A 24,734-nucleotide genomic window follows, 5' to 3' on the forward strand; every position below is an offset into this window, starting at 1 on the left:
TGAAAAAGAAAGAAGGTCCCTTATGTCCTATGTGAAAATTGGCGTGGCCGGTCCTGTCGGCTCTGGCAAGACCGCCCTCATAGAAGCGCTGACGCGTGAACTCTGCCCGCACTACAGCATCTGTGTCGTGACGAACGATATCTACACGAAGGAGGATGCCGAATTCCTAGTCAAGCACTCGGCCATGGACAAGGAGCGGATCCTCGGTGTGGAGACGGGCGGCTGCCCGCATACCGCAATCCGCGAGGATGCTTCGATGAATCTCGAGGCCGTGGAAGAGCTGACAAAGCGGTTCCCCGACACGCAGATCGTCTTCATCGAGAGCGGCGGCGACAACCTCTCGGCGACGTTCAGTCCGGAACTGGCCGACGCCACGATCTTTGTCATCGATGTATCAGAAGGAGACAAGATCCCGCGCAAGGGCGGTCCCGGCATCACGCGGTCCGACCTGCTCGTCATCAACAAAAAAGACCTCGCACCGTATGTCGGGGCCGACCTCGGCGTCATGGACCGCGATTCCAAGAAGATGCGCGGCTCGCGGCCGTTCCTGTTCACGAATCTCATGAAGAAAGAGGGCGTGCCTGAGATCATCGCCTGGATACGCCACAATGTCCTGCTGGAAGACAGCCAGGGGCCTCACGATGGGAAGGATGGAAGATGACACAGACCAATCCGTTCGGCAAGGTCTCGGAATTATCGCTGGTACTTGCGCCGGGCAAGATGCGCCATCTCTCCTTCACGGCCCCGTTCAAAGTCCTGCATCCCTTCCGTCAGGACGGCTTCCTGCAGATCATGGTCGTCAAGGTATCGGCAGGCCTCATGGCGGGGGACAGGCAGTCCATCACCATCGCCCTGGAACCCGGTACGAAGGCGGAATTCCTTTCGCAGTCCTACGAGAAGATCCATCAGATGGCGGAGGGCGAGGCTGTCCGCGAGGGCAGGGTCACGGTCGGCCGTGACGCGACGCTGTTCTATGTGCCGCTGCCCGTCCTGCCCTTTGCCGACTCCGCGTTCCGCAGCGCGTTCGCCATCGAGCTGGCCGACGAGACGAGCCGCTTGTTCTACTCCGACATACTGGCCTGCGGCCGCGCCGCCCGCGGGGAGCGCTTTGCCTATCGCCTCTATCGTTCCCGCGTGCACATCACATCGGGCGGCACTCCGCTCTACGCCGACAATTTCCGCTTTGCACCGCAGGAGGACGGCGCAGACTGCGAGGGCTTTACCCAGTATGAGGGATACACGCATCTCGGCAACTATGTGCTCTGCCACTTCCCCGTGCGTGAGGAAGACCTGCGCGCCTGTCTCCGGCCGATACTCGATGTGCATGACTGCCAGGCTGGCCTGACGCGCTTTGGCGAAGACGGCCTCTGCCTCAAGGTACTCGCTAACGGCAGCGAGATGCTCGTCGCGCTGCAAGCACGCATCAAGGATTTCCTGCGCCGCGCATGATGAAGGCCTGTTGGCAAGCGGATACAGATGACGTATAATAAGGAAAAAATGTATTTTGCTAGGAAAACAGGAGAGTAGATCATGGAAATGAACGATAGAGCCGAGCAGGCTGTGGCGTATAAACATGGAGATTGCAATTGTGCGCAGGCCGTGCTGCTGGCATTTGCGGATGAACTCGGAAGGCCGGAGGAAGAGCTCCGGGCGCTCGGCTCGGGCTTTGGCATGGGCATGGGCTGCACGGAGGCGACGTGCGGGGCGCTCTGCGGTGCGAGCATGGTCATGGGGCTCTGCAACAAGAGCGGCAAGCCGACGGCAGCCATCATGCGCGAGATCCTGCACGAGTTCCAGGAGAAAGCCGGTGCTACGATCTGCAAGGACCTCAAGGGAATCGAGACGGGCAGGATGCTCTGCTCCTGTGACGACTGCGTGCGCTATGCCGTGCGTGCAGCAGAGCAGCGCCTCGGATGAGATTTCCTGCTGCGGCAGATTGACAATGGGGTCGTCGGTCTGGTATACTGATGCTACAAACGAATAGCGAAGGGGAGTAACCTCTTTGGCCTGCCGTCAACAAGCATGCCGCGTGAGCGGCTGGTGGCAGCATTACACACATTGATGTAATAGGTGAGACTTTCGCATGATACCCGGTTCCCCGGATACCATGCGGAAGTCTCTTTTTGTTTATGGATACCTGGAGAAAGGAATCAATCACATGGAAATCTTATCGATGCAATTCCTCATGGCCCTCGGCACGATTGTCCTGATGGACCTGCTGCTCGGCGGCGACAATGCCGTCGTCATTGCGATGGCGGCGAACAAACTGCCGGAGAATCTGCGCAAGAAGGCAATCCTCATCGGCACGGCCGGTGCCGTCATCATCCGCCTCGTCATGACATTCGTGGCCGTATGGCTCTTGACCATCCCGTACCTGCAGGCCATCGGCGGACTGATCCTCCTGCCGATTGCCGTGAAGCTGCTCGTGCCGGAGAAGAAGGATGAGCACGTCGAGGCGTCGGACAGCCTCATGGGTGCCGTGAAGACGATCATCATCGCCGATGCTGCGATGGGCGTTGACAACGTACTGGCCATCGCCGGTGCATCGCACGGCAGCTTCATGCTCGTTGTCTTCGGCTTCCTCATCAGCATCCCGATCATCGTGGGCGGCAGCACGCTCATCGGCAAGATCATGGACCGCTTTCCCGTCGTGCTCTACGCGGGTGCAGGCCTCTTAGGCTGGACGGCTGGCTCTATGATTGCCCACGACAAGATCCTCGGCACGATGATCACGAGCGCCGTCGGCGACTGGGCAGCCATTGCCATCCAGGCCGTCCTCGCCGCAGGCGTCATCCTCATCGGTTTCTGCATGAGCCGCCGCGCCAAGAGCCAAACGGCTTGAGCCTAGAGAAAAAACCTGCCCTCACCTTGATGGTGAAGGCAGGTTTTTTATGGCCAGGCGATGCCGTCGCCGTAGAAGTCACTGGGATGATCTGCAGTCTGGACGGTCATGAGGACAGGCATATCGACCTGTGCGGCAATCCACTTCTGCAAGCGGTCGGCTTCTTCTGGGCGGAGCGGCTCTTTGACGATGACTTCGACCATGAAGCGCTTGTGGTCCACTTTGTTCTCCGTTTTTGGCTGATCCTTCTGGGGCGTTACGGATGTCAATGTGCCGCCCTGGATGGACAGGACCTCGGGGAAGAGAAGGGGGGCCTGCTGGGTGAGGAGCTCGATGGTCTGCTGGTCTGCGCTCGCGCGCTTGTAGGCCGGGTAATACTGCGCGGAGAGGTTCTTGTAGGAGACTTCCTTTTCGGAAGTGCTCTGCTTCTCGAGCCGCGCATTGATGAGGTTCTGAACTTGCTCGCGGTCGAGTTCGCGCTGCCCCTGTATGACGACGAGCTCGAGGTCTTGGAGCCTGTTGCGCGCGTGCAGTTCGTCCTGAAGGGCATCAATCTCTTTCTCGGTCAGTAGCGTGCCCACGAGATCGACGGTGAGGACGTGGTCCTTTACGGTGTAGGAGACGACGCTCGTCGTCTGGAAGTCCATGTCCTCGCTGATGAAGCTCTTGACCTGCATGTCGCGCAGATTCTCCTCGACCATCTGATAGGCGAGATAGATGCTCGGCGCCGTGATCAAGATGCCGAGAGCCGCCAGGATGATTCGCTGCCGCTGGAATTGTGAGGCTGCGACATCACCATGCGATGGGACGCCGAGGACTTTGAAGACGAGGAAGGCTGCGAGTGCGATGAAGAAGGCATTGATGAAAAAGAGGTACATCGCGCCGAGGAAGAAGGGGTAATGGCCAGATGCCAGCCCGTATCCGGCTGTGCAGAGCGGAGGCATCAGAGCGGTAGCGATGGCTACGCCGGGGATGACATTGCTCTTTTCCTGACGCGTATTGCCGACGGCCCCTGCAATGCCGCCGCACAGGGCGACGATGACATCCCAGATGGTAGGCGAGGTGCGTGCCAGAAGCTCGTCCGTCGAGTAGGCCAGCGGCGAGATGGCGAAGTAGAGGGAGGCCGTCAGGATGGCGAATCCCACCTGGAAGGCGAGCTTGATCATGGACTGACGGATGAAGTGCACATCGTATGTGGCCATGCCGTACCCGATGGCCACGATCCCACCCATGAGCGGGGAGATCAGCATGGCGCCGATGATGACGGCGACGCTGTTCATGTTCAGGCCGACACAGGCAATCATGATGGCCATGACGAGGACGATGAGATTCGTCCCCGATACCGTCGCATCCGCAAGGATGCGCTGGTTGATTTCTTGGATGGAGGCGGCGCCTCCCTTTAGATTGAATAGATCACGCCACATCATTTCATCTCACATCACCTTTCACAGGAGAGATTACGTCTCATCATTCTTCTTGTCGAATAGGTACAGATTATGCTTGCTGTTGGCAATCATGCGGATATAGCGCTCGTACTGGCGCAGGACATCGGTCAGCAGTTCCTAGCGGCGCATGTACTTGAGGCTGTAGCCGCGCTTGCCGTCGGCAAAGTAGCAGACCGGCTCGAAGTCATCTACCGTATCCATCTTCGGGAGGAGGCTGGAGGAGACGACCATCTTGGAGACGGCGTGTTCCTTGCAGCCGACACCGTAAAGGAAGTCGCGGAGACGGCCGCTCTCGACGATGAGTTCGCAGTACGGGAGCCCGTCTTCTTCACCGCTGCGGACCTGCGCCGCAATCCCGTTCTTCGCGAATTCCGCCTGCAGTCCACCAGGCCCAGTACATGATGGTCCAGCTCGTGAACCACTCTTCCTTGGTGATCTTATAGGCAAAAGTGCGGAAGGACAGCTCTACGATGTGCGTCAAGTAGTAGCCGATGTTCTCGGTAAAAGAAGGCCATGCTGAGGATGTAGATCCAGCTGAAGGAGGTGAACAGTTCCTGATTGAGGAAGGTTAGGACGGCCTTCGCGCCCTCAGGCACCACGATGCATCCCAGTGCAACTGATGCAATGATGATAAGACTCGGTATAACGGTATTTTTCTGTAAATTTGTCCGATACAATAAAAAGCCCCCTTATAAAGAAATAGACGGAGCCTGTCGGTGAACAGACTCCGCCTTGTAATCCAATATGTTTTCTCTATTATATCAGATTTACAGTTTAAATGCAAATTCCTACATCCATCGGATACACTGTACTGGTTTGATGTCTTGGTTTTTTATTCCCGATGTGATAGACTGCGGTATGAGATAGATCCAAGTGATCGTATTTTGGGAGGGTGACGATGAAAAAGGTGCGGATTACGGTGATGCGCAAGGCCTGCTATGAGGATCTCATGGCGAAGTACGAGAATCCGATGGAGGATGCCTGCGCGATGGAGGAAGGGCAGGTATTCATCGCGAATGGCTGGCAGCGGCCGGAAGGGCTCTGCGAGAGTGCGTGGGAGACGATGTCGCCGTTCGTCATGGGACTCGCGCACGGTGCGGAAGATTTCTATGAGGGATGGATGAAGAATCCCCGTTCCGCGATGATCTCGTGCAATGATGGCTTCCGCCCGGTGAGCTTCCTGCTGGAAGCATTGGATGAAGAAGCTGAGAAATGAAGGGGAAAGCAAGATGGAACCTCTTGAATGGCCGGATGGCAGGCGGCGCTGCTTCTGGGCCAATCCAAAGAATGAGCGCTACGTCCGCTATCACGATGAGGAATGGGGCAGGTCCGTGCATGATGACGGCAAGCTCTTTGAGATGCTGCTCTTAGAATGCTTCCAGGCGGGGCTCTCGTGGGAATGCGTGCTCAACAAGCGCGAGGGATTCCGGCGGGCGTTTGCCGGCTTCAATCTGGAGAGAGTCGGTGCATTTACAGAAGAGGATGTCGAGCGGCTGATGCGGGATACCGCCATCATCCGCCACCGCCGCAAGATCGAGGCGGCTGTAGGGAATGCGCGCGTCTTCAGGGATATTCAGCGGGAATGCGGCAGCTTTGACTGCTATCTCTGGCAGTGGACGGAGGGAAAGGTCGTGCACGAGTGCGGCCCGACCACCTCACCGCTATCCGATGCCTTGGCCAAAGACCTAAAGAAGCGCGGCATGAAGTTTGTCGGCTCGACTACGATCTACTCGTATCTGCAGGCCGTCGGCGTCATCGAGTCACATGAGCCCGGCTGCTTTCTTTCCGACTCCTGCCTTTCGGGAGGCGGTGCATGACGGGGAGAGAATTTTGCATGAGGATGGAGATTGCTCTCTGGGTGTGGTAGAATCTATAGGTAATCTATACAACATCATGCATTTGTGAGGGAGAATTATCATGAAGAAAATCAGTACATGCTTACTGGCACTGTTCCTGCTGGTGGCCTCGATCTCGGTCACGCAGGCGGCGGGGCTCAATGAATTGACGGAGACAAAGGTGCAGCTGGAGGACAGCCTGGATGCGGACGGCTTCGCTGCGGCCTACAACAAGATCAGTGCCTACCCGATCGCGGGCGACTTGACGAAGCGCGTGCAGGGGAACTACATCTCGTACTTTGCCGGGATCGATGCGGGCACGGTCATGATCCTCAATGCGAACCAGGCCGGGCGCCTCTCGAACATCGTCATCGCGCATCACGGTGCCATCGATGCGGCGGAGCAGGAGAAGCTGCGCGTCGTCTTTGACTGCACGCTGACGGCACTGGGACTCAAGGCCGACGAGAACAATCTCTTCTTTGCGAATCAGGCCTTCGACCGCCTCGCCCTGACGAATGACACTCTGCTGGCCGCCCGCCTGCCGCGTGAGGAGACGCAGCGCACGTGGACGTTCCTCAAGGCGGTCAATCCGGAGAAGCAGGTCACGACGATCCTGATCGAAGCCGTTGTGGACCAGAATCCATGAGCAGCATGCATAGGGGAGAGGAGAAAGATGCGATGCAGGTGGACTGGTCGCACTTCACGCTGGCCGACTTCCTGGAGCTGCGCTGGCGCCTGCTGAATGACTGGCAGGCTGTCCTTCCGGGCGGCGAGTACTTCGGCCAGGTGCGCATCGGCGATGTCTGCTACGATATCCAGATCGAGTGGCTGACTGAAGATGAGCCGGCTACAGGCGATGCATCGGGTGATAAAGCAGCGGGCAGCCCTGAGCAAGATGATGATACTGAGGAAGCGGATATCGATGACCTGGAAGACTGGAATGAACTCGGCGATAGCGTCGACGGGATGGAGCTCATGGTCACGATGAGTCCGTTTTTCCCGCATGATGAAGATGAGGCTGAACCGCCCTACGATGAACTCGTGCCCGGCATGCCCTACGACACGCAGCAAGGCGCGAGCCTCATCGACAGCCGCAGGCATTTCCTGCAGCTGACCTACGAGAGCTTCGTCGAGCTTGCCGAGCGCAGCATACTGGAGATTATCGCCCGCTTCCCGCGCCTCCAAGCCGCGGCCATGCAGCAGACCGGCTTCTGGGACCGCCATGACGCCATCCTCTGCAAGCTGCGGGAACGCGATGAGGAAGGGCGGTGAGCGCCTAAAAGATCCGCGTGCCACAGTATGAAAAAGAAAAGAGCTTGCTGCTCGACTGATGCAGCAAGCAAAAAAGCTCCTGGCATATGCCGGGAGCTTTTTGATTGGGAAAGAGTCAGTGTAAGAACAGGAGAAACAAGGATCAGGCGAAGGGGTTCTCGCTCGGGTAGAGCATGCCTTTTGGCTGATTGAAGGAGATATCGCCGACGCCGAGGTATTTGAGGATGGAGAAGATCGTCTTGCCGAAGTGGCCGAAGGCGACGGCACCGTGATGCGGGAAGCGCTTCTCGATGAGGACGTGGCGGTAGAAGCGGCCCATCTCCGGGATGGCGAAGATGCCGATGCCGCCGAAGGAATTCGTGGCAGCTGGCAGGACTTCGCCCTCGGCGATGTAGGCGCGCAGCTGGCCGTCAGCCGTGCTCTGCAGGCGGAAGAAGGTAATGTCGCCGTCGGCGATGTCACCTTCGAGCGTGCCGCGCGTGATGTCCGGCGTATTGCCGTCCTCGAGCAGGCGGTTCTGGATCAGCTGGTACTTGACGCCGCCCTTGCGGAGCTTGCAGAGCGGCGTGTTGCCGCAGTGGAAGCCCATGAAGGTATCCTGGAGCGTGTAGTCTTTCGTGCCCTTGATGTTTGCCTCGAAGAGGTCTTTCGGCACGGAGTTGTTGATGTCGAGCAGCGTGACGGCATCCTGCGAGACGCAGAGGCCGATGTACTCGGAGAGGGCACCGTAGATGTCGACTTCGCAGGCGACGGGGATGCCGCGCGAGACGAGACGGCTGTTGACATAGCACGGCTCGAAGCGGAACTCCGTCGGGAAGGCTGGCCAGCACTTGTTGGCAAACGCGACGTACTTGCGCGCGCCCTTGTGCTCTTCCATCCAGTCCATGAGCGTCAGCTCATACTGTGCCATGCGCGGCAGGAGATCCGGATACGGATTGCCGCCTTCGGTGCCGAGCTCTGCCGTCATGTCGGCGACGACGTCCTTGATGCGCGGGTCATTCTCGTGCGCACGGTAGGCGACGAGCAGATCGAGTTCAGAGTTCTCCTCAATCTCGACACCGAGGTCGTAGAGCGGCTGGATCGGGGCATTGCAGGCAAAGAAGTCCTGCGGGCGCGGGCCGAATGTGATGATCTTGAGGTCTTTGAGGCCGAGCAGCGTGCGTGCGACCGGCTGGAACTCCGCAATCATGTCGGCAAGCTCTTCTGCCGTGCCGACCGGGTACTCGGGGATGAATGCCTTGAGGTGGCGCAGGCCGAGGTTATAGGAGCAGTTGAGCATGCCGCAGTAAGCATCGCCACGGCCGTTGATGAGGTTCTTGCCCGTCTCTTCGGCAGCGGCCACATACATGATCGGGCCGTCGAATTCGCGTGCGATCAGCGTTTCCGGCGTCTCCGGGCCGAAGTTTCCGAGGAAGACGACGAGGGCATTGCAGCCAGCGTCCTTGGCTTCTTTGACCGCTGTCAGCATGTCGCGCTCGTTCTCGACCGTCTTCTTCACTTCGTAGAGGTCGCCGTATTTCTTCTCGTAGGCCGAGACGATGGCCTGGCGGCGGTTCTCCGAGAGGGAGATGATGAAGCAGTCGCGGCTGACCGAGATGATGCCGCATTTGAGATCCGGGATGTTGCTCATGTTCATGGTGAAACGCTCCTTTGATACAGATTGGGCTGCGGTGGCTCTGGGGAGTGCCCCGCGCCGTTGCTTGTCGTTTTATTGGCGTGCATGTGCACGCTCATCACGGTTATTAGAATAGCACCTCTTTTCTGGTTTGTCAATTGTTTGATTCGATTTTTATTTTATTTTTGCCAGGTTTGCAGCTGAAATGCGTTTTTCTTCCATATAAGCGCCAATATAGAGCGGCGAAATCATGAATTTGAGAGGTATAACGAATGGATATGCGAGGAAATTACACGCATCGCGATGAAATAAAAATTGAATTATCGTATTGACGAGTGGTTTTTCTTGTGCTATATTGAGTACATGAAAAGCGTTCATGTGCACGCAAAACAAAGGCGGGCACCAAGGAGGAAGGAATCATGCGTTATCTGATCGGTATTGACATCGGCACGTCGGCGACGAAGACGGTCTTGTTTGATGAACGGTGCCATGTCGTCACGTCAGCTTCTCAGGAATATCCACTCTACCAGCCGCAGAACGGCTGGGCGGAGCAGGAGCCGCTCGACTGGTACAATGCGGTGCTGGTGACGATCCGCAAGGTCGTCAAGGACTCAGGTGTTGCGCCAGAGGACATCAAGGGCATCGGCCTCTCGGGGCAGATGCATGGCCTCGTCATGCTCGACGAGAAGAACGAGGTCATCCGCCCGTCCATCATCTGGTGCGACCAGCGCACGGGCAAGGAATGCGAGGAAATCACGGAGCGCGTCGGCCGCAAGCGCCTCATCGAGATCACGGCGAATCCGGCGTTGACGGGTTTCACGGCCTCGAAGATTCTCTGGGTCCGCAACCACGAGGCGGAGAACTACCGCCGCTGCCGTCACATCCTCTTGCCGAAGGATTACATCCGCTTCCGCATGACGGGCGAGTACGCGACGGAGGTCTCCGACGCGAGCGGCATGCAGCTCCTCGATATCCCACATCGCTGCTGGTCGGATGAAGTGCTCGAGAAGCTCGAGATCGACAAGGCTCTCTTGCCGAAAGTCTATGAGTCCCCGGAAGTCACGGGCACCATCAGCAAAGAATTTTCGGAAAAGACGGGCTTGTCAGTAGATACTGTCGTTGTCGGCGGTGCCGGTGACAACGCAGCGGCAGCTGTCGGCACGGGCATCGTCTTTGACGGGCGGGCCTTCACGACAATCGGCACGAGCGGCGTCGTCTTCGCGCATACGAGCGAGCCGCGCATCGACCCGCAGGGCCGCGTGCACACCTTCTGCTGCGCCGTGCCGGGCTGCTGGCACGTCATGGGCGTCACGCAGGCGGCGGGCCTCTCGTTGCGCTGGTTCCGCGACAACCTCGCGGAAGGTTACAAAGACAAGGCCGTGCGCCTCGGCTGCGACTCCTACGACCTCATCAACCAGGATGTCGAGAAGGTGCCAATCGGCAGCCGCCGCCTGATCTACCTGCCGTACCTGATGGGCGAGCGCACGCCGCATCTCAACCCGAACTGCCGCGGTGTTTTCTTTGGCCTCTCGGCCATCCACACGAAGGCCGACATGCTGCGCGCCGTCATGGAAGGCGTCAGCTACTCGCTGCTCGACTGCTTCGACATCCTGCGCGAGATGAAGGTCAATGTCAAGGAGATGATGGCCTGCGGCGGCGGCGGCAAGAGCCGCGTCTGGCGCCAGATGCTCGCAGACATGTACGGCTGCGAAGTCAAGACGATCAAGGCGCAGGAAGGCCCAGCCCTCGGCGTTGCCATCCTCGCAGGCGTAGGCGCAGGCATCTTCCCCGATGTGCAGACAGCCTGCAAAGAGTTCATCGAGCAGGACACCTGGTGCCAGCCCGATGCCGCAGCGCATGCCTACTACGAGAAGGGTCACGCGCTCTATCAGAAGCTCTATCAGAAGCTCAAGGATTGCTACGAGGATTTGGCTGCTCTATGAGATAGATGGTGTATAGGATAAAGGAGTGTATAGAATGACGGAGGGAATCATGGATAACAAGATGGAAACTGATGCACAGAAGCGCGCAGCATGGGTTCGCAAATGCATTTACTTCGCGGCTGGCATGGCCGGCCTGCTCTTCGGCCTTGACCAAGGCGTCATCTCGGGCGCACTGCCGTTCATCAGCCAGGAATGGGGGCTCTCGAGCCAGGAACAGGAATGGGTCGTCAGCTCGATGATGGTCGGCGCTGCGACAGGTGCAATCATTGCTTCGTTCCTTGCCCGCGGCATCGGCCGCAAGAAGAGCCTGATCATCGGCGCTTCTCTGTTCATCGTCGGCTGCATCGGCTCTGGCATGGCGGCAAATGCCTCGATGCTCATCGGCTTCCGTCTGATCCTCGGCCTCTCGGTCGGCATCGCCTCCTACACGGCACCGCTGTACCTCGCGGAGATGTCGGATAAGGATGCGCGCGGCAAGGTCATCTCGGGCTATCAGCTCATGGTCACGGTCGGCATCCTGGCCGCCTTCCTCTCGGATACGGCCTTCAGCTACACGGGCGACTGGCGCATGATGCTGACGGTCATCGCCATTCCGGCCATCATCCTCATCCTGACGGTCTCGCGCCTGCCGGATAGCCCGCGCTGGCTCGCGACGAAAGGCCGCTTCGCAGAAGCCTCGAAAGTCCTCAACTCGCTGCACGCCAGTGCCAAGGTCGCAGAAGAAGAACTCGCTGATATCAAGGATGCCCTCAAGGTCAAGCAGGCTGGTTGGCATCTCTTCAAGACCAACAAGAACGTCCGCCGCGCCGTATTCCTCGGCGTACTCCTGCAGGCCATGCAGCAGTTCACAGGCTTCAATGTCATCATGTACTATTCGCCGAAGATCCTGAGCCTTGCGGGCTTCTCGAGCACGGAAGACCAGATGATCGGCACGGTCCTCAACGGTATCGTCTTCACGCTCTCCACGTTCATCGCCATCGGCATGGTCGATAAATCCGGCCGCAAGCCGGCGCTGAAGATTGGCTTTGGTGTCATGGCACTCTCGATGGCTGCTGTCGGTGTCTGCATGTCCATGCTGGAATCCGGCACGGCACCGGCTTGGGTATCGTACTTCGCTGCCGTCATGACGATGGTCAGCATTGCAGGTTTCGGCATGAGCGCAGGCCCGATTGTCTGGGTCCTCTGCTCGGAAATCCAGCCGCTCAAGAGCCGCGAGTTCGGCATTGCCTGCTCGACGATGACGAACTGGATCACCTGCGCTATCGTCGGTGCGACGTTCCTCTCGCTCGTCGATACGCTCGGCTCGGCACATACCTTCTGGCTCTACGCCTTCCTCAACGGCTTCTTCATCGTGCTGACGATGGCCTTTGTCCCGGAGACGAAGAACGTCACGCTCGAGCAGATCGAGAAGAACCTCATGTCCGGCAAGAAGCTGCGCGACATCGGCTGCTGATTGCCTGATGCGATGGGACAGATGTCCTTTTACAGCGCTGTGCCAGTCTATACAATGAATTATGTGACGATACTGTCTAGTAGATACATTCAAAGGAGAGAGATACGATGAAATCTGTAACGGAAGAAGCATTCCGTCCGTATGGGCGCGTCCTGCCGCTTGAGACGAAGGCGTTCTGCGAGGCGCTGAAGGCAATCGAGATACCGGCAGAGGGGACGGTCTACGAGCCATCTGTCGCATCGTTCGAGGCGCTGCCGCTCTTCAAGGAGCTGACGGAAAAGACGTACGGCGAGATGCCGACGGAACTCGGTCACTGCAGCGGCCACAACGAGGCCCTCAATGCGCTCGAGTATCATCGCTCGTCGGAGATCGACATCGCGGCGACGGACCTCGTGCTGATGGTTGGCCGCCAGCAGGACATCGACCCGGAGACGCTGACGTATGACACGAGCAAGGTCGAGTGCTTCTTTGTGCCGGCTGGCACAGCTGTCGAGCTCTACGCGACGACGCTCCACTTCGCTCCGTGCGGCATCGATGGCGAGGAGTTCCGCTGCGGTGTCGCCCTGCCGCGCGGCACGAATGAGGCACTCAAGAACCCCATTGCCAAAGAGGGGGAGGACCGCCTGCTGTTCGCGGTCAACAAGTGGCTGATCGCTCACGAAGAGAGTGGCCTCGATAAGGACGGCGCCTTCATCGGCCTAAAGGGCGAGAATCTCACGCTCTGATCCTCTACAGAACGGTACAGAATGGTTGAATGAACCCCGGGAAGCTGCATCGCATGGCGATGCGGCTTTTCTTTTTGTCTGGTACCATCGCCATCCATGTGTAAATCTGCTACAATAGAGGAAGTGAATTATTGGAGGAAAAAACATGGTTACCATGAAAAAGATAGCAGAACTCTGCGGTGTCTCGCGCGGGACGGTAGACCGCGCCTTGAATGGCCGCGGCAGAGTCAATGCGGAGACGGCGGCGATGATCAAGAAGATGGCGGAGCAGCTCGGCTACGAGCCGAATCCTGCGGGCAAGGCGCTGGCGGCGCGGAAGAATCACCCCGTCATCGGCGTTCTGCTGCCGTCGGAGGGCAATGCCTTCTTCAACGATGTCATTCATGGCATGGACCGCGCGGCATCTTCGTATGCCATCTACGGCCTGACCGTCCGCTACTACCCGATGAAGGGCTACGATGTCGACAAGCAGCTGCACCTTATGGAGCAGATGAAGGGGAAGGTCAATGCGCTGATCATCAGCCCCATCGACGATGTGCGCATCGCCAAGGCCATCGATGAACTCGTCGATGCGGGCATCTTCGTCGTGACGATCGTCAACGACATCAAGAGTTCCAAGCGCCACTGCTACGTCGGCAGCGATTACTTCAACGGCGGCGAGACAGCCTGCGCCTTGCTCGACGCTCTGCTCGGCGGCAAGGCGAAAGTCGGCATCGTCATGGGCAGCCGCCAGGTCCTCGGTCACTGCGAGAGGCTGGAGGGCTTCCAGCACCGCATGGAAAAGACCCCGGGCTTCTCGATCGTGGACATCATCGAGAACGGCGATGATGAGATCTGCTCGTATGAGCGGACGAAGCACCTGCTCGACGATCACCAAGACATATCGGCGATGTTCCTGCTCGCGGGCGGTGTCTACGGCGCCTGCCGCGCCATCATGCAGCTGCCGGAGCAGGAACGCCCACTGACGATTGCCTTCGATAGTGTGCCCTCGACGGTCGAGATGATGCGCAAGGGCATCGTCAAGGCCATCCTTTACCAGCATCCGACGCGCCAGGGGCGCATGGCCATCAGCATCGCCTTTGAGTATCTCGTCAACGGCAGGATGCCGGACAAGAAGAACTACATCATGAAGAACGAGATCCGGCTGCTCGAGAACCTCTGAGTCCCCGTCTCTTCTGACAGACAGGTCTGTGCTTGCGCAGGCCTGTTTTCTATTATCTTTGACATATCCGCTCTGACTTTGACAAAAACGCTTACATATGTTAATATTGAAACATGAGTTTTACATTTGTCAAAGATAAAGGCGGGGCGTCTTGCGCGCACTGCCTGTCGATAGGGGGTCTTCTTCATGCATATCTTATCCAGAAGGATCGGGCGCCTGCCCTTTGTCTTGGTGAGTATCCTGCTCTACCTTTCGGTGCCGCTCTACTATGCGGCCTGGGAGTATGAGACTGTCTCGCCGTACGTCATGGAACCGACGGGGCTCATCATGGGGCTTTTTGCCATACTCGGCAGCGGCATCCCGTTCTGCTTTGGCCATCAGATTGGCGTGCTGGACTCCCTGGAGTTCACGGCGCCGTTTGCGCTCCTCTTGCTGCTCGTCACGCTCTGGCGCTGCAACGACTGCCGCGCGAGCAGGCTGCTGCTCATCGGCCAGTGCCTGCCGCTCGTGAACCTTCTGACACTCGTCTACCTGACGGTCAGGGAGCGCGCGGTGCGTCCGGCCCGCCGCTATGCTGACCATCGGCCAGTGGAGCGCGATCAGGAGCCGGTCACTGTCCGCTGGTCTGAAGCGCATCGCCACATTGCCTGAGAAGGCTTTTGCTGAGCGCTGCGCTTGCCCGCAAAACGGACCGATGTTAAAATGAAGATGACGATTTACGCGATTTACGATGATACGATGGAAAAGAGAGGGAACGATCGTGAAATTCTGTGATAGACTGCTGCAGCTGCGCCGCGCGCGCAAGCTGACGCAGAAGGATGTGGCGGCGGCCTGCGGCATCACGCGCCAGACGTACAGCGGCTATGAGTCGGGGGAGCGCTACCCCAAGAAGAAGGAGATGTACCAGGTCCTCGCGGACTTCTTCGAGGTCGATGTCGCGTATCTCTACACGGATAGGGAGATGTTCCTCGATGCGGCGCACGAGCAGTACGGCAGCCGCGGTATGGCGCAGGCACAGGAACTCGTGAGCCAGCTGGCGGGCATGTTCGCGGGCGGCGAGCTCTCTGACCAGGACCGCGAGGCCGTCATGCGCTCGCTTGAGAAGGCCTACTGGCTGGCCAAGGAAGACAACCAGAAATACACGCCGAAGAAGTACAGGAAGTGATGGGATGGATTCGATACAGCTCTATGAGGCCGTGCGGCGCATCCAGCCGAGTGCCAGCCACGCGATGATGGCGCTCGCGCAGGAGCTCGGCATCCATGTCGAATTCGCCGATGACTACAAGGACCTGCTCGGCATGTACTTCAACCGCTGGCACCACCGCTTTATCTTCCTCAACAGCCGCCTTGACGAGGACTGGCTGCCGATGGTGCTCGCGCATGAGATTGGCCACGACCAGCTGCACCGCGAGCTCGCGAAGACGGGACTGCAGGAGTTCGAGCTCTTCCGCATGAGCAGCCGCACGGAGTACGAGGCGAACGCCTTTGCCTCGCATCTCCTGCTCAACAACGATGAGGTCTACCGCCTCGTGCGGGCGGGCGAGGATATGGAGACGATCTCGAAGCGCTTGCGCTGCAACATCAACCTCATGCTCATCAAGATGCGCGAGATGGTCGCACTCGGCTACGACCTGCGCTTGAACGACACGGCGGACAGCCAGTTCTTCAAGAAGGTCCGCGCCTGAAGCAGTATCCAGATAGAAAAAATCCTGTCCACATCGCGGCTTGCGGTGTGGACAGGATTTTTTGCTTGCTTGTCATTTCTTGCGCGGGTAGACGCCGATGGTCCATTCGTTGAGGATGGGCAGGCGCTCGCCGAGCTTGCGGCAGATGGCCGCTGCCACCATGGAGAGCCCGAGGATCGCGAAGTAGAAGAGGATCGCGACGGGGGCCGTCATGAGGTGGCCGCTCTTCTGGAGCAGCGTGGCCGCGTAGGTGATGAAGAGCGGGTGGACGAGGTAGGCGAAGTAGGAGTGGCGTCCGAGCTGGTGCAGGACAGGATTGAGCCAGGAGGGGTACTTCTGGTACGTGAAGATCGTGAAGAAGAAGACCGAGCTGGCCAGTGTGTAGAAGAGTCCCGCCGGGCTCAGCTGATGGGCCGTGTTGATGGCCTCGAGCGGCGTGTAGCCCGTCTCGACGATCAGCTGGTAGTAGTAGGCCAGGAGCCAGATGAGCGATGCCCAGAAGAACACCGTGATGGCGCGCCTGTTATCCTGCATGAAGCGTTGGAATCCCTTGATGTGCACCGCGAGATAGCCGCCGAGCACGAAGATGAAGACATAGTGCACGACCCAGTAGTTCAGGCGGTACATGAGGAACGGCTTGAGAAAGGAATGGTCGGGCAGCGCGTAGACGAATGTGTTGAACGCGACAGAGAAGCTCGACCAGTAGTCGAAGCCCAGCTGCGCGGCGAAGAGCAGGATCAGGCTGACCTTGCCCGCGCGCCGCACGATGGCAATCCAGAGCGGCATGAGCAGGTAGAACCAGATCAGGATCACGAGGAAGTAGAGCTGGTATTTCGCCGTGCCGAAGAACAGGATGCTCAGGAGGTGCAGCGGGTCGGGGAAGCCGACGCCGTAGAAGAGGCCATCGTGCAGGAGGTAGAAGGCGGACCAGACGAGGTACGGCACGAGGACCGTGCGGAAGCGCTTCTTCATGAAGGCCCTGTAATCGAGCGGTTCATCGATGTTGAGGTTGTAGAAGAGCCCGAAGGCCGAGATGAAGAAGAAAATGGGCACGCTGAAGCGCGAGGCCACCTCCAGCAGGGCAATCAGATGGATGTTGGCCGTCTGGTTCATGAGGTACTGCGAACCGACGTGGATGGCGATGACACCCATCATCGCGATGCCGCGGATGTATTCGATGGCAGGCAGGCGTGGCTTCCTCTTTTTCGCGGGGGCCGCTGCCCGGGATTCTTGCTCAGTCAAAAGAAAAACTCCTTACTTCTTGTGTTGCGGGCTGAACTGGCTTTGTCAGCTTGTTCAGTCGCTGAGGATGAAGTCGATGTGGACGTTGGCCGTCAGAGAGAGGCTGCCCGGCGCGATCGGCGTGGCGGCATCCTTGGCAACGGCCATGAGCATGTTGCCACCGAAGCGGCGCGTCTCGATGTAGCCCGTGCTCTCGCTGACATTCTGGATGCCGACGATGCGCTTGCCGAGGCCCTTGGCGATGATGTCCGCTTTGTCGCGCGCATCCTGGACGGCGTTCAGCAGGGCGACCTTGCGGACAGCCTTCGTGTCGCTTGCTGAGAAGTCGAGCGAGTTGATCTCATTGGCACCGTTGCTCAGGGCTGCGTCGATGACCTTGCCCGTCAGCTTGATGTCGCGCACGACGACGATGACAGAGTTGTTGACCGTGTAGCCCGTGACTTCATTGCGGTGGTCCTTATCCGTGCTGTAGTTCGGGTAGAAGGAGTAGTTGCGCGTCTGGATGTCCTTCTCTGCGATGCCGAGGCCGCGGACAGCTGCCTGGATTTGGTTCGATACCCAGGCGTTGTCGTTCTGCGCCTTGGCTGCATCCTTGCCCTGCGTCGTCACGCCAATCGTGACGGTCGCCATGTCCGGCGCCGCCGTGCCCGTGCCCTGGCCGTCGACCGAGAGCGTCGGGCGCGGCGTTTCCTGCTGCGGTGCGGCAAAGGCTGCGCTGCAGCTCATCAGGAAGAGCGCGCAGACGAGCGTGAGGATGTGAACTGTCTTTTTCATGGTGAAACCTCCAATCATTTGGTAAAGATGGCTCTATTCTAGCACATTTTCCACGCTGGCGCATGAAAATTCGCGGGAATGTCCGTGAATCGTGGACAGCAGCGGCGCGGAGGAGCGTGTGCTTTCTGTTTTTTTCGCAAATAGCGGCAGGATTATCGGGGCAGAGGGGAGAATATAGAATATAGAAAGTAAGGTAAATGCATGTGATGTGTATAATGTATTATAGATGAGAATTTCAGATAGGAGATGCTTTATCATGATGGCGTTGAATTTCCAGGCGGCCAAGCACAAGAAGATGATCATGGAGCGCACGAAGAACTGCACCGTGCGACTCGGCGATGTCAGCAAGCTCTATCCGGAGGGCTCCATTGTCTGGATCACCTCGGGCAAGAAGGGCGAGCCGAAGCACCGCATCTACACGGCCTACCTCGACAAGGTCCGCGTCAAGACGATGGGCACGCTGACGAGCGCCGACCTCGGCCACCAGAACCCCGAGATCAATTCGCGCGAAGAGCTCATCGCCGACTTCGAGCGCATCTACAAGCGCCGCATCCTCATGGAGGATACGGTGACGGTCATCTACTTCTCCGAGGTGCACAACGATCTCAACGATGAGAAGGACGACTCGGCGGAGTGACTTTTGGGCAGAACGAAAGGGATGGGCGGGGATTTTCCCCGTCCAAAACTTTTTTTCGAAAAGGTGTTGACAATGTGCGGCATCGTCCGTATAATAATACATGTCGCTGAAACACAGCGGCACAAAAGAAGAACGGCCCGGTAGTTTAGTTGGTTAGAATGCCGCCCTGTCACGGCGGAGGTCATGGGTTCAAGTCCCATTCGGGTCGCCATTCATGCGGAAATAGCTCAGTGGTAGAGCACCACCTTGCCAAGGTGGGGGTCGCGAGTTCGAGCCTCGTTTTCCGCTCCATTTTCCGGCGACATAGCCAAGTGGTAAGGCCGAGGTCTGCAAAACCTCTATCCCCAGTTCGATTCTGGGTGTCGCCTCCAATTTCATATCATGCGGAAATAGCTCAGTGGTAGAGCACCACCTTGCCAAGGTGGGGGTCGCGAGTTCGAGCCTCGTTTTCCGCTCCATTTTATTTTGGCGACATAGCCAAGTGGTAAGGCCGAGGTCTGCAAAACCTTTATCCCCAGTTCGATTCTGGGTGTCGCCTCCAAGATGAAATGCAGCCTGGAAGGTTTCCTTCCAGGCTTTTTGTTTATGTCATATTCATGTATCAAGATAGGAGTGTCACTGCATGGCCAATGAACCATCCCGCATCACGGACAATCTGCTCAACATCTTCAATTATTCCTTCGTGGAGACTGTTCCCTACGAGTTCTTCAAGCCGCGCCCGGAGCGCGACATCGCGGTCAAGCTCGTGGACAAGGAATACCATTGCGCGGGCTGTGGCAAGGTCACGCATGTCGATTACCAGGAGCGCCCGTTGACGTATTTCTCGAAGGGAAAGCTCAAAGAGCAGCGCGCAATCTACGAGAAGCTCGGCAAGCGCTTCCCGACCATGGAGGAAATCGCGGAAGGACGGCCGTTCACGAACGAGGCCATCGGCTACTGCCGCGACTGTGCGGAGAAGGAGATCCTGCACGACGATGCGGCCGGTCAGCGCGTCTGCAACCTCGCACTGCAGCTCCACGGCGAGGATGAGCTCGTCGTTGCGAAGGCGCGCGCCGCGATGGAAGAGGCGCTGAAGAAGTGGCTCGCGGGCATCGAGAGCGCCGATGAATTCCTCCAGTACGGCCTCGGAGACTTCAACGCCGTCCGCGACCTCATCTGCGCCGTCATGCTGCAGGACACGTCTGCCGAGGAAGCGCTGCTCGCCGCCTACGGGGATACGGTCGCAGTCATTAAGGGCGAGGTCACTGCCCTGCTCGCCTCCCTGCCGGACACGTGGCAGGCGTATGCCGCTCGCTCGACGGGCGTCTACGAGTCCATGAACGACAAGATGTACCACGAGTACACGGTCATCTTCCCGAAGCCGGGCATGATTCCCGAGGATTACTACATCTACCGCAGCATCGAGAAGAGCCGCGTGCGGATGTTCCTCGACCAGCCGCGTATCGAGTCGCTCGAGGAGCTCTTGACGGAAGTCGGCTTCCACGGCGAGTGGATCGACCTCGTGAATCAGCGCTTGCAGGAACTCGTGCAGCGCGCCTGAGGCGTTCTCCGCTCCACAGACTTTTCGGGATGGAGGAGAAGGAGAGGATCGTCTGCAAAGATGGGGGAATCACAATGGAATTTCGGCAGTTGGAATATTTTTGTACGATCAGTGAGCTGGAGAACTTCACGCGCACGGCGAAGGTGCTGCACGTCTCGCAGCCTTCCGTCACGAAGGCCATCAAGGCCCTCGAGGCGGAGCTCGGGCTCACGCTGATCGACCGGAGCCAGAAGCACGTCACGCTGACGGATGCGGGCCGCGCCTTCCTGATCCACGCGCGGCGCATCATGCAGGACGCGGAGATCGCGAAGCAGGACATGATGCGCTTCTGCGTCGGCAGTGCGGGCACGGTCCACTTCGGCGTGCCGCCGATGTTCGAGGCGTATCTCTTCCCGGAGTTCTTCAAGGAGTTCCGCGAGGCGTTCCCGAATACACTGCTCGATGTGCAGGAATTCGGCGACTCCGATGAGGTGCGCGAGCACGTGGAGATCGGCGATCTCGACTTCGGCGTGATCTTCGGCAAGCCGGAAACGTCCTTTGCCAATGAGTTGCTCATCATGCACGATGCGATGAGCCTCTGCCTGCCGCAGGGCCATCCGCTCGCGGAGAAGGAAGAAGTCGCCTTCGAGAGCCTGCGGCGCGAGCGCTTCATCCTGCAGCAGCCGCGCACGTACCAGTACCGGGCCATCTTCGCGCGTTGCATCGAGGCAGGCTTCACGCCGGACGTCATGCTGACGACGATGCAGCTCAAGACGATCAAGCAGCTCGTGGCCAACGGCACGGGCATCTCCATCCTGCCGGACTTCGTGCTCAAGGGGGAGCAGTCGTTCGTCAGACGGCCGCTCACGCCGCGCCTGACGGCGCGCACGGCGCTCTACTGGAGCAGCCACAAGGTATTCTCCTCGCTCGACAAGGATTTTCTGACGTTCATGAAGCAGTATGTAGCGGCGGGCAAGTTCCAGGCCCCGGTGCCGCAGACAGGCAGGTGTGACGATTGCAGCTAAAACGCCTTGAGGCATATGGATTCAAGTCCTTTGCCGATAAGATCACGATTGAATTCGACCACGGCATCACGGCGATTGTCGGCCCCAACGGCAGCGGCAAGAGCAACATCACGGATGCCGTGCGCTGGGTGCTCGGCGAGCAGAACATCCGCAACCTGCGCGGCACGCGCTCGGAAGACATCATCTTCGCGGGCTCGGCGCAGAGGCGCCCGCTCAACATTGCGGAAGTCTCGCTGATCTTCGACAACGACGGCACGCTGCCCGTCGATTTCCGCGAGGTGGCGGTGACGCGCCGCCTCTACCGCAGTGGCGAGAGCGAGTACTTCATCAACCGCTCGCGCTGCCGCCTCAAGGATATCTACCAGCTCTTCGCCGACACGGGCATCGGCCACGACGGCATGAGCATCATCGGCCAGAACCGCATGGAGGATATCCTGAACAGCCGTCCGGAGGATCGCCGCGCCTTCTTCGAGGAGACGGCGGGCATCACGAAGTTCCGCGACCGCAAGCGCGAGACGGTGAGGAAGCTCACGGATACCGAGAACAACCTGCTGCGCGTGCAGGACATCATGCAGGAGATCGAGACGCAGCTCGAGCCGCTCGCGCGCCATGCGGAGAAGACGCGCCAGTACAATGCCCTGCACGAGGAGTACCGCCGCTGCCAGCTCACGAAGTTCGCGCGCAGCGCAAAGCGCGAAGCGGAGCGCAAAGCCGCCAACGAGGAGAAGCTCGGGAAGGCCCGCGACGAGGCGCTTGCCCTCGAGACGGCGGCCAAACAGGCGGGAGCAGCGCGCGAGGCCCTGCAGAAGGAGATCCTCGAGCTCGAGCAGCGCATGAAAGACGGTGCGGAAGCGAGCGAGAAGCTGCGCCAGAAGCTTGAGGCTGCCAGCCGCGAGATTGCAACGCTCGAGGAGCGCCAGGGCCAGAGCGGTGCGGCGAGGGAGCGCATCCAGTCGCGGCGCGCGGAGCTGCAGGAAGCCCTCGTTCAGTCGGTCCGCGAGATCGGCCGTCTCTCGGGTGAAGCCGCTGAGAAGAAGAGGAAGCTAGGCGAGGCTGAGGCGAGGGAGAAGAGCCAGCAGGAGCGCGCGGCAAAGATTGCGGCCATCGTCGCAGAGCGCAAGAAGGCTGCCGAAGCATCCGGCAAGCAGCGCGAGGCGAAGCAGGAAGAGCTCTCCGCGGCCAAGCAGGCGCTCGCCATCCTCGACCGCGATATCGAAGCGGGCAGCGAGGGGCAGGCGGAGCGCCAGGCGGCCATCGCCGCGGCACAGCGGAAGCAGTCCACCCTGCGCGTGCAGCAGTCGGAGATGACGGCCGCGCTCGCCAAGAAGGAAAGCGAGCTTCAGGCAGCCGTCAAGGCGCAGCAGGCCGCGCGCCATGCGCAGCAGCAGGCGCAGGCAAAGCAGTCGGCTCTTCGCGAAGAGCAAGAGAATCGCGTGCAGCGCGCGAGCAGCTTGCAGGAGAAGATCGACTTCCTGCAGCACATGCAGGAGGAATACGAGGGCTTCGGCAAGGCGCCGAAGGCCGTGCTGCAGAGCCAGGAGCCCTGGCATGAGGGCATCTCTGGCGCTATCGCGGAGCTCCTGACGATCCCGCAGCCCTACATGACGGCCATCGAGGTCGCCCTGGGCGGCAACCAGCAGAACATCGTGACGCAGGACACGGAGACGGCTAAGGCAGCCATCGCCTTCCTCAAGCGCAAGCACCTCGGCCGCGTGACCTTCCTGCCGCTCTCGACGCTCTCCGTGCAGTATCCGAAGGAGCGCGAGAAGGAGGCCGAGAACGGCGAGGGCGCAATCGGCTGGGCCAATGAGCTCGTCGAGATCGACGATTCCTGCCGCAAGGCGGCCGACTTCCTGCTCGCTCGCATCCTCGTCGTCGACACGCTCGACCACGCGCTCGCCCTCGCCAAGAAGCAGGACTACCGCCTGCGCATCGTGACGCTGACGGGCGAATTCCTCGCGCCGGGCGGTTCGCTGTCGGGCGGCGGCCGCGCGCGCAAAGAGGCGAGCTTCCTCAATCGCAGCGGCGAAATCGAGGCTCTGCGCGAGAAGCTCATCGCCTGCCAGCAGGAGCTCGATGATGGGAAACAGGCCGTCAGAAAAGCCGCCGCGCGTGCAGCCGAGGCGGAGAAGGGCCAGGCAGACGCACTTGCCTTCGTGCAGCAGAAGAGCGTCGAACGCGCGGAACTGCGCGTGAGCCTTGAGCGGCTGCAGGAGAACTTCGCTGCGCAGGAGCAGTCCGTGCAGGAACTCCTCGCGGCTGACGCCGAGCGCCAGGCGACCTTTGCCGAGAACCAGAACAAGCGCGTCCTGCAGGCGCGCTCGGTCAAGGCGCTGGCAGACGCGCTCGAAGCGGCGAAGAAAGAGGCCGAGGAGAGCCGCCTCGACCTCGAGGATGCCGAGCAAGACGCCGTGGCTCTTGGCAAGTGCATGCAGGAAGAAGCCCTGCAGCGCGCCGTGCTCGAGCAGGAGTGGAAGCGCAGTGCCGAGCAGATGGCGCTCTACCGCCAGGAGAAGCAGCGCGGCGAACAGTCGCTCGCGGAGCTCGAGCAGGAAGAGCAGCAGCTCGAGGCGCGCGCTGAGGAAAGCCAGAAGCGCCTGCAGGAGCTCGAGCATACCTCGCAGGACTGGCAGGATTCCTTCGATGCAGCGCAGAAGGCGCAGCGCGGGCTCTATGGCATGCGCATGGAGAAGATGGCCGCAGGCCAGGAGCTCGAGGCTAAGGGGCGCGAGCTTGCGCGCAGGCGCAGCCGGAAGCAGGAGGAGGTCCACCAGCTCGACGTGCTGGCCGCCAAGATCCAGATGGCCCTGCAGGATAGCCAGCAGGCCATCCTGCGTGAATTCGGCCTGACGCCGGAGCGCGCCCTAGAAGAGGCGCTCGATATCGAGCCGCAGGAACTGCGCAGCCGCATGCAGTCCCTGAAGAAAGAGATGGACGCTCTCGGCCCGGTCAACCCCAATGCCGTCGAGGAGTACGAGAACCTGCAGAAGCGTCACGACTTCATGAAGAAGCAGTCGGCCGACCTCGTCGAGGCCAAGGAGAATCTCGGCCGCATTCTCGCGGAGATGGACGAGGCCATGACGAAGCAGTTCCAGTCGGCCTTTTCAGACATCCAGCGCTACTTCGGCGAGATCTTCGTGCGCCTCTTCGGCGGCGGCAAGGCAGAGCTCAAGATGCTCGACGAGAAGGACGTGCTCCACACGGGCATCGACATCCTCGTGACCCTGCCGCAGAAGAAGCGCCAGAGCCTCGCCGCGCTCTCGGGCGGCGAGCGCGCGCTGACTGTCATTGCCCTGCTCTTCGCCTTCCTGCGCTACCGGCCGTCGCCCTTCTCGGTGCTCGACGAGATCGACGCGCCGCTCGACGAGGCGAATGTCATGCGCTTCGGCCGCTTCCTGCGGGAATTCGCGGAGCAGACGCAGTTCATTGTCGTCACGCACCGCAAGGGGACGATGGAGGTTGCCGACACGATGTACGGCGTGACCGTCGAGGAGACGGGCGTCTCGCGGCTGCTGTCCGTGCGGCTCGATGAGCTCGACACTGCCTCCCTCGAGAAGTGA

Annotated in this window: 25 protein-coding genes and 5 tRNA genes; 25 read left to right on the plus strand and 5 right to left on the minus strand. The window is 59.6% G+C overall.

Going from position 1 to position 24,734, the window contains the following annotated elements; genetic code table 11:
- Positions 1-22 precede the first annotated feature (22 nt).
- The 4 genes from ureG to B2X55_RS07050 all read left to right on the plus strand — a co-directional run bounded on the left by ureG (position 23) and on the right by B2X55_RS07050 (position 2,842).
- Complete coding sequence (gene ureG, locus B2X55_RS07035; protein ID WP_286821485.1) at positions 23-661, plus strand: urease accessory protein UreG; 639 nt, start codon at positions 23-25, stop codon at positions 659-661.
- Positions 658-1,449 (plus strand): urease accessory protein UreD, encoded by a 792-nt coding sequence (locus B2X55_RS07040; protein WP_286821486.1) that lies wholly within the window; start codon positions 658-660, stop codon positions 1,447-1,449. The genes ureG and B2X55_RS07040 overlap by 4 nt, the downstream gene beginning before the upstream one ends.
- Before the next feature lie 81 nt (positions 1,450-1,530).
- Entirely contained in the window at positions 1,531-1,917 is a 387-nt protein-coding gene (locus B2X55_RS07045) for a C-GCAxxG-C-C family protein (protein ID WP_270528253.1), read from the plus strand.
- A 241-nt stretch (positions 1,918-2,158) separates the two neighbouring features.
- Entirely contained in the window at positions 2,159-2,842 is a 684-nt protein-coding gene (locus B2X55_RS07050; protein WP_286821487.1) for a TerC family protein, read from the plus strand.
- 47 nt (positions 2,843-2,889) lie between these two features.
- On the opposite strand, the gene B2X55_RS07055 is transcribed toward B2X55_RS07050, so the two are convergent.
- On the minus strand, positions 2,890-4,266 hold the full coding sequence (locus tag B2X55_RS07055) for a DUF389 domain-containing protein (protein ID WP_286821488.1): 1,377 nt from the start codon (positions 4,264-4,266) through the stop codon (positions 2,890-2,892).
- A 72-nt stretch (positions 4,267-4,338) separates the two neighbouring features.
- Here B2X55_RS07055 and B2X55_RS07060 point away from each other — a divergent pair, with 72 nt between their 5' ends.
- Positions 4,339-4,689, plus strand: a complete 351-nt coding sequence (locus B2X55_RS07060) for a hypothetical protein (RefSeq protein ID WP_286821490.1) — start codon at positions 4,339-4,341, stop codon at positions 4,687-4,689.
- Here B2X55_RS07060 and B2X55_RS10885 read toward each other — a convergent pair.
- Positions 4,616-4,768, minus strand: a complete 153-nt coding sequence (locus B2X55_RS10885; RefSeq protein ID WP_353887774.1) for a hypothetical protein — start codon at positions 4,766-4,768, stop codon at positions 4,616-4,618. The two genes, B2X55_RS07060 and B2X55_RS10885, sit on opposite strands and share 74 nt — an antisense overlap.
- Before the next feature lie 417 nt (positions 4,769-5,185).
- Here B2X55_RS10885 and B2X55_RS07065 point away from each other — a divergent pair, with 417 nt between their 5' ends.
- From B2X55_RS07065 to B2X55_RS07080, 4 genes are all read left to right on the plus strand, one after another.
- Complete coding sequence (locus tag B2X55_RS07065) at positions 5,186-5,503, plus strand: TIGR04076 family protein (protein ID WP_286821491.1); 318 nt, start codon at positions 5,186-5,188, stop codon at positions 5,501-5,503.
- Between the two features lie 13 nt (positions 5,504-5,516).
- Positions 5,517-6,104 carry a DNA-3-methyladenine glycosylase I gene (locus B2X55_RS07070; protein WP_286821492.1) on the plus strand — a complete coding sequence of 196 codons (588 nt, stop codon included), beginning with the start codon at positions 5,517-5,519 and terminating at the stop codon, positions 6,102-6,104.
- Between the two features lie 100 nt (positions 6,105-6,204).
- The gene (locus tag B2X55_RS07075; protein WP_286821493.1) at positions 6,205-6,768 is read left to right on the plus strand and encodes a hypothetical protein; all 564 of its coding nucleotides are present in this window, start codon (positions 6,205-6,207) and stop codon (positions 6,766-6,768) included.
- 5 nt (positions 6,769-6,773) lie between these two features.
- Positions 6,774-7,394 (plus strand): hypothetical protein, encoded by a 621-nt coding sequence (locus B2X55_RS07080; RefSeq protein ID WP_286821494.1) that lies wholly within the window; start codon positions 6,774-6,776, stop codon positions 7,392-7,394.
- Between the two features lie 142 nt (positions 7,395-7,536).
- On the opposite strand, the gene B2X55_RS07085 is transcribed toward B2X55_RS07080, so the two are convergent.
- The gene (locus tag B2X55_RS07085; protein ID WP_286821495.1) at positions 7,537-9,030 is read right to left on the minus strand and encodes an L-fucose/L-arabinose isomerase family protein; all 1,494 of its coding nucleotides are present in this window, start codon (positions 9,028-9,030) and stop codon (positions 7,537-7,539) included.
- Positions 9,031-9,428: 398 nt separating this feature from the next.
- Here B2X55_RS07085 and xylB point away from each other — a divergent pair, with 398 nt between their 5' ends.
- The 7 genes from xylB (at position 9,429) to B2X55_RS07120 (ending at position 15,977) form a co-directional block, all read left to right on the plus strand.
- Positions 9,429-10,952, plus strand: coding sequence for a xylulokinase (xylB, locus tag B2X55_RS07090; protein WP_278520233.1), 1,524 nt, complete (start codon positions 9,429-9,431; stop codon positions 10,950-10,952).
- Positions 10,953-10,986: 34 nt separating this feature from the next.
- Complete coding sequence (locus tag B2X55_RS07095; protein ID WP_286821497.1) at positions 10,987-12,405, plus strand: sugar porter family MFS transporter; 1,419 nt, start codon at positions 10,987-10,989, stop codon at positions 12,403-12,405.
- Between the two features lie 107 nt (positions 12,406-12,512).
- On the plus strand, positions 12,513-13,130 hold the full coding sequence (locus tag B2X55_RS07100; protein WP_286821498.1) for a DUF4867 family protein: 618 nt from the start codon (positions 12,513-12,515) through the stop codon (positions 13,128-13,130).
- Between the two features lie 145 nt (positions 13,131-13,275).
- Positions 13,276-14,292: a LacI family DNA-binding transcriptional regulator gene (locus B2X55_RS07105; RefSeq protein ID WP_286821500.1), complete on the plus strand. Its 1,017-nt coding sequence runs from the start codon at positions 13,276-13,278 to the stop codon at positions 14,290-14,292.
- Between the two features lie 186 nt (positions 14,293-14,478).
- Entirely contained in the window at positions 14,479-14,943 is a 465-nt protein-coding gene (locus tag B2X55_RS07110; protein ID WP_270528623.1) for a hypothetical protein, read from the plus strand.
- 109 nt (positions 14,944-15,052) lie between these two features.
- On the plus strand, positions 15,053-15,457 hold the full coding sequence (locus tag B2X55_RS07115; protein ID WP_036375347.1) for a helix-turn-helix domain-containing protein: 405 nt from the start codon (positions 15,053-15,055) through the stop codon (positions 15,455-15,457).
- A gap of 4 nt (positions 15,458-15,461) precedes the next feature.
- The gene (locus tag B2X55_RS07120; RefSeq protein ID WP_286821501.1) at positions 15,462-15,977 is read left to right on the plus strand and encodes an ImmA/IrrE family metallo-endopeptidase; all 516 of its coding nucleotides are present in this window, start codon (positions 15,462-15,464) and stop codon (positions 15,975-15,977) included.
- Positions 15,978-16,049: 72 nt separating this feature from the next.
- Here the strand turns inward: B2X55_RS07120 and B2X55_RS07125 are convergent, their stop codons facing one another.
- The gene (locus B2X55_RS07125; protein ID WP_286821502.1) at positions 16,050-17,219 is read right to left on the minus strand and encodes an acyltransferase; all 1,170 of its coding nucleotides are present in this window, start codon (positions 17,217-17,219) and stop codon (positions 16,050-16,052) included.
- A 54-nt stretch (positions 17,220-17,273) separates the two neighbouring features.
- Positions 17,274-17,993 carry an SIMPL domain-containing protein gene (locus B2X55_RS07130; protein ID WP_286821503.1) on the minus strand — a complete coding sequence of 240 codons (720 nt, stop codon included), beginning with the start codon at positions 17,991-17,993 and terminating at the stop codon, positions 17,274-17,276.
- A 256-nt stretch (positions 17,994-18,249) separates the two neighbouring features.
- On the opposite strand from B2X55_RS07130, the gene B2X55_RS07135 reads away from it, so the two are divergent.
- The 9 genes from B2X55_RS07135 to smc all read left to right on the plus strand — a co-directional run bounded on the left by B2X55_RS07135 (position 18,250) and on the right by smc (position 24,734).
- Positions 18,250-18,630 carry an ASCH domain-containing protein gene (locus B2X55_RS07135; protein WP_005839547.1) on the plus strand — a complete coding sequence of 127 codons (381 nt, stop codon included), beginning with the start codon at positions 18,250-18,252 and terminating at the stop codon, positions 18,628-18,630.
- Positions 18,631-18,764: 134 nt separating this feature from the next.
- Positions 18,765-18,841, plus strand: a tRNA-Asp gene (locus B2X55_RS07140).
- Positions 18,842-18,846: 5 nt separating this feature from the next.
- Positions 18,847-18,921 (plus strand) — tRNA-Gly (locus B2X55_RS07145).
- 6 nt (positions 18,922-18,927) lie between these two features.
- A tRNA-Cys gene (locus B2X55_RS07150) sits at positions 18,928-19,001 on the plus strand.
- A gap of 12 nt (positions 19,002-19,013) precedes the next feature.
- Positions 19,014-19,088: transfer RNA gene (locus tag B2X55_RS07155), tRNA-Gly, on the plus strand.
- 9 nt (positions 19,089-19,097) lie between these two features.
- Positions 19,098-19,171 (plus strand) — tRNA-Cys (locus B2X55_RS07160).
- Positions 19,172-19,252: 81 nt separating this feature from the next.
- Positions 19,253-20,170, plus strand: a complete 918-nt coding sequence (locus tag B2X55_RS07165; protein ID WP_286821504.1) for a hypothetical protein — start codon at positions 19,253-19,255, stop codon at positions 20,168-20,170.
- A gap of 74 nt (positions 20,171-20,244) precedes the next feature.
- On the plus strand, positions 20,245-21,174 hold the full coding sequence (locus B2X55_RS07170) for a LysR family transcriptional regulator (protein ID WP_286821505.1): 930 nt from the start codon (positions 20,245-20,247) through the stop codon (positions 21,172-21,174).
- A complete protein-coding gene (smc, locus tag B2X55_RS07175) occupies positions 21,165-24,734 on the plus strand; it encodes a chromosome segregation protein SMC (protein ID WP_286821506.1) in 3,570 nt (1,189 codons plus the stop codon). Before B2X55_RS07170 ends, smc begins: the two co-directional genes overlap by 10 nt.

It is taken from the genome of Mitsuokella sp. UBA4253 (assembly GCF_002395285.1).
In the GTDB taxonomy this organism is placed as follows: Bacteria; Bacillota; Negativicutes; order Selenomonadales; family Selenomonadaceae; genus Mitsuokella; species Mitsuokella jalaludinii.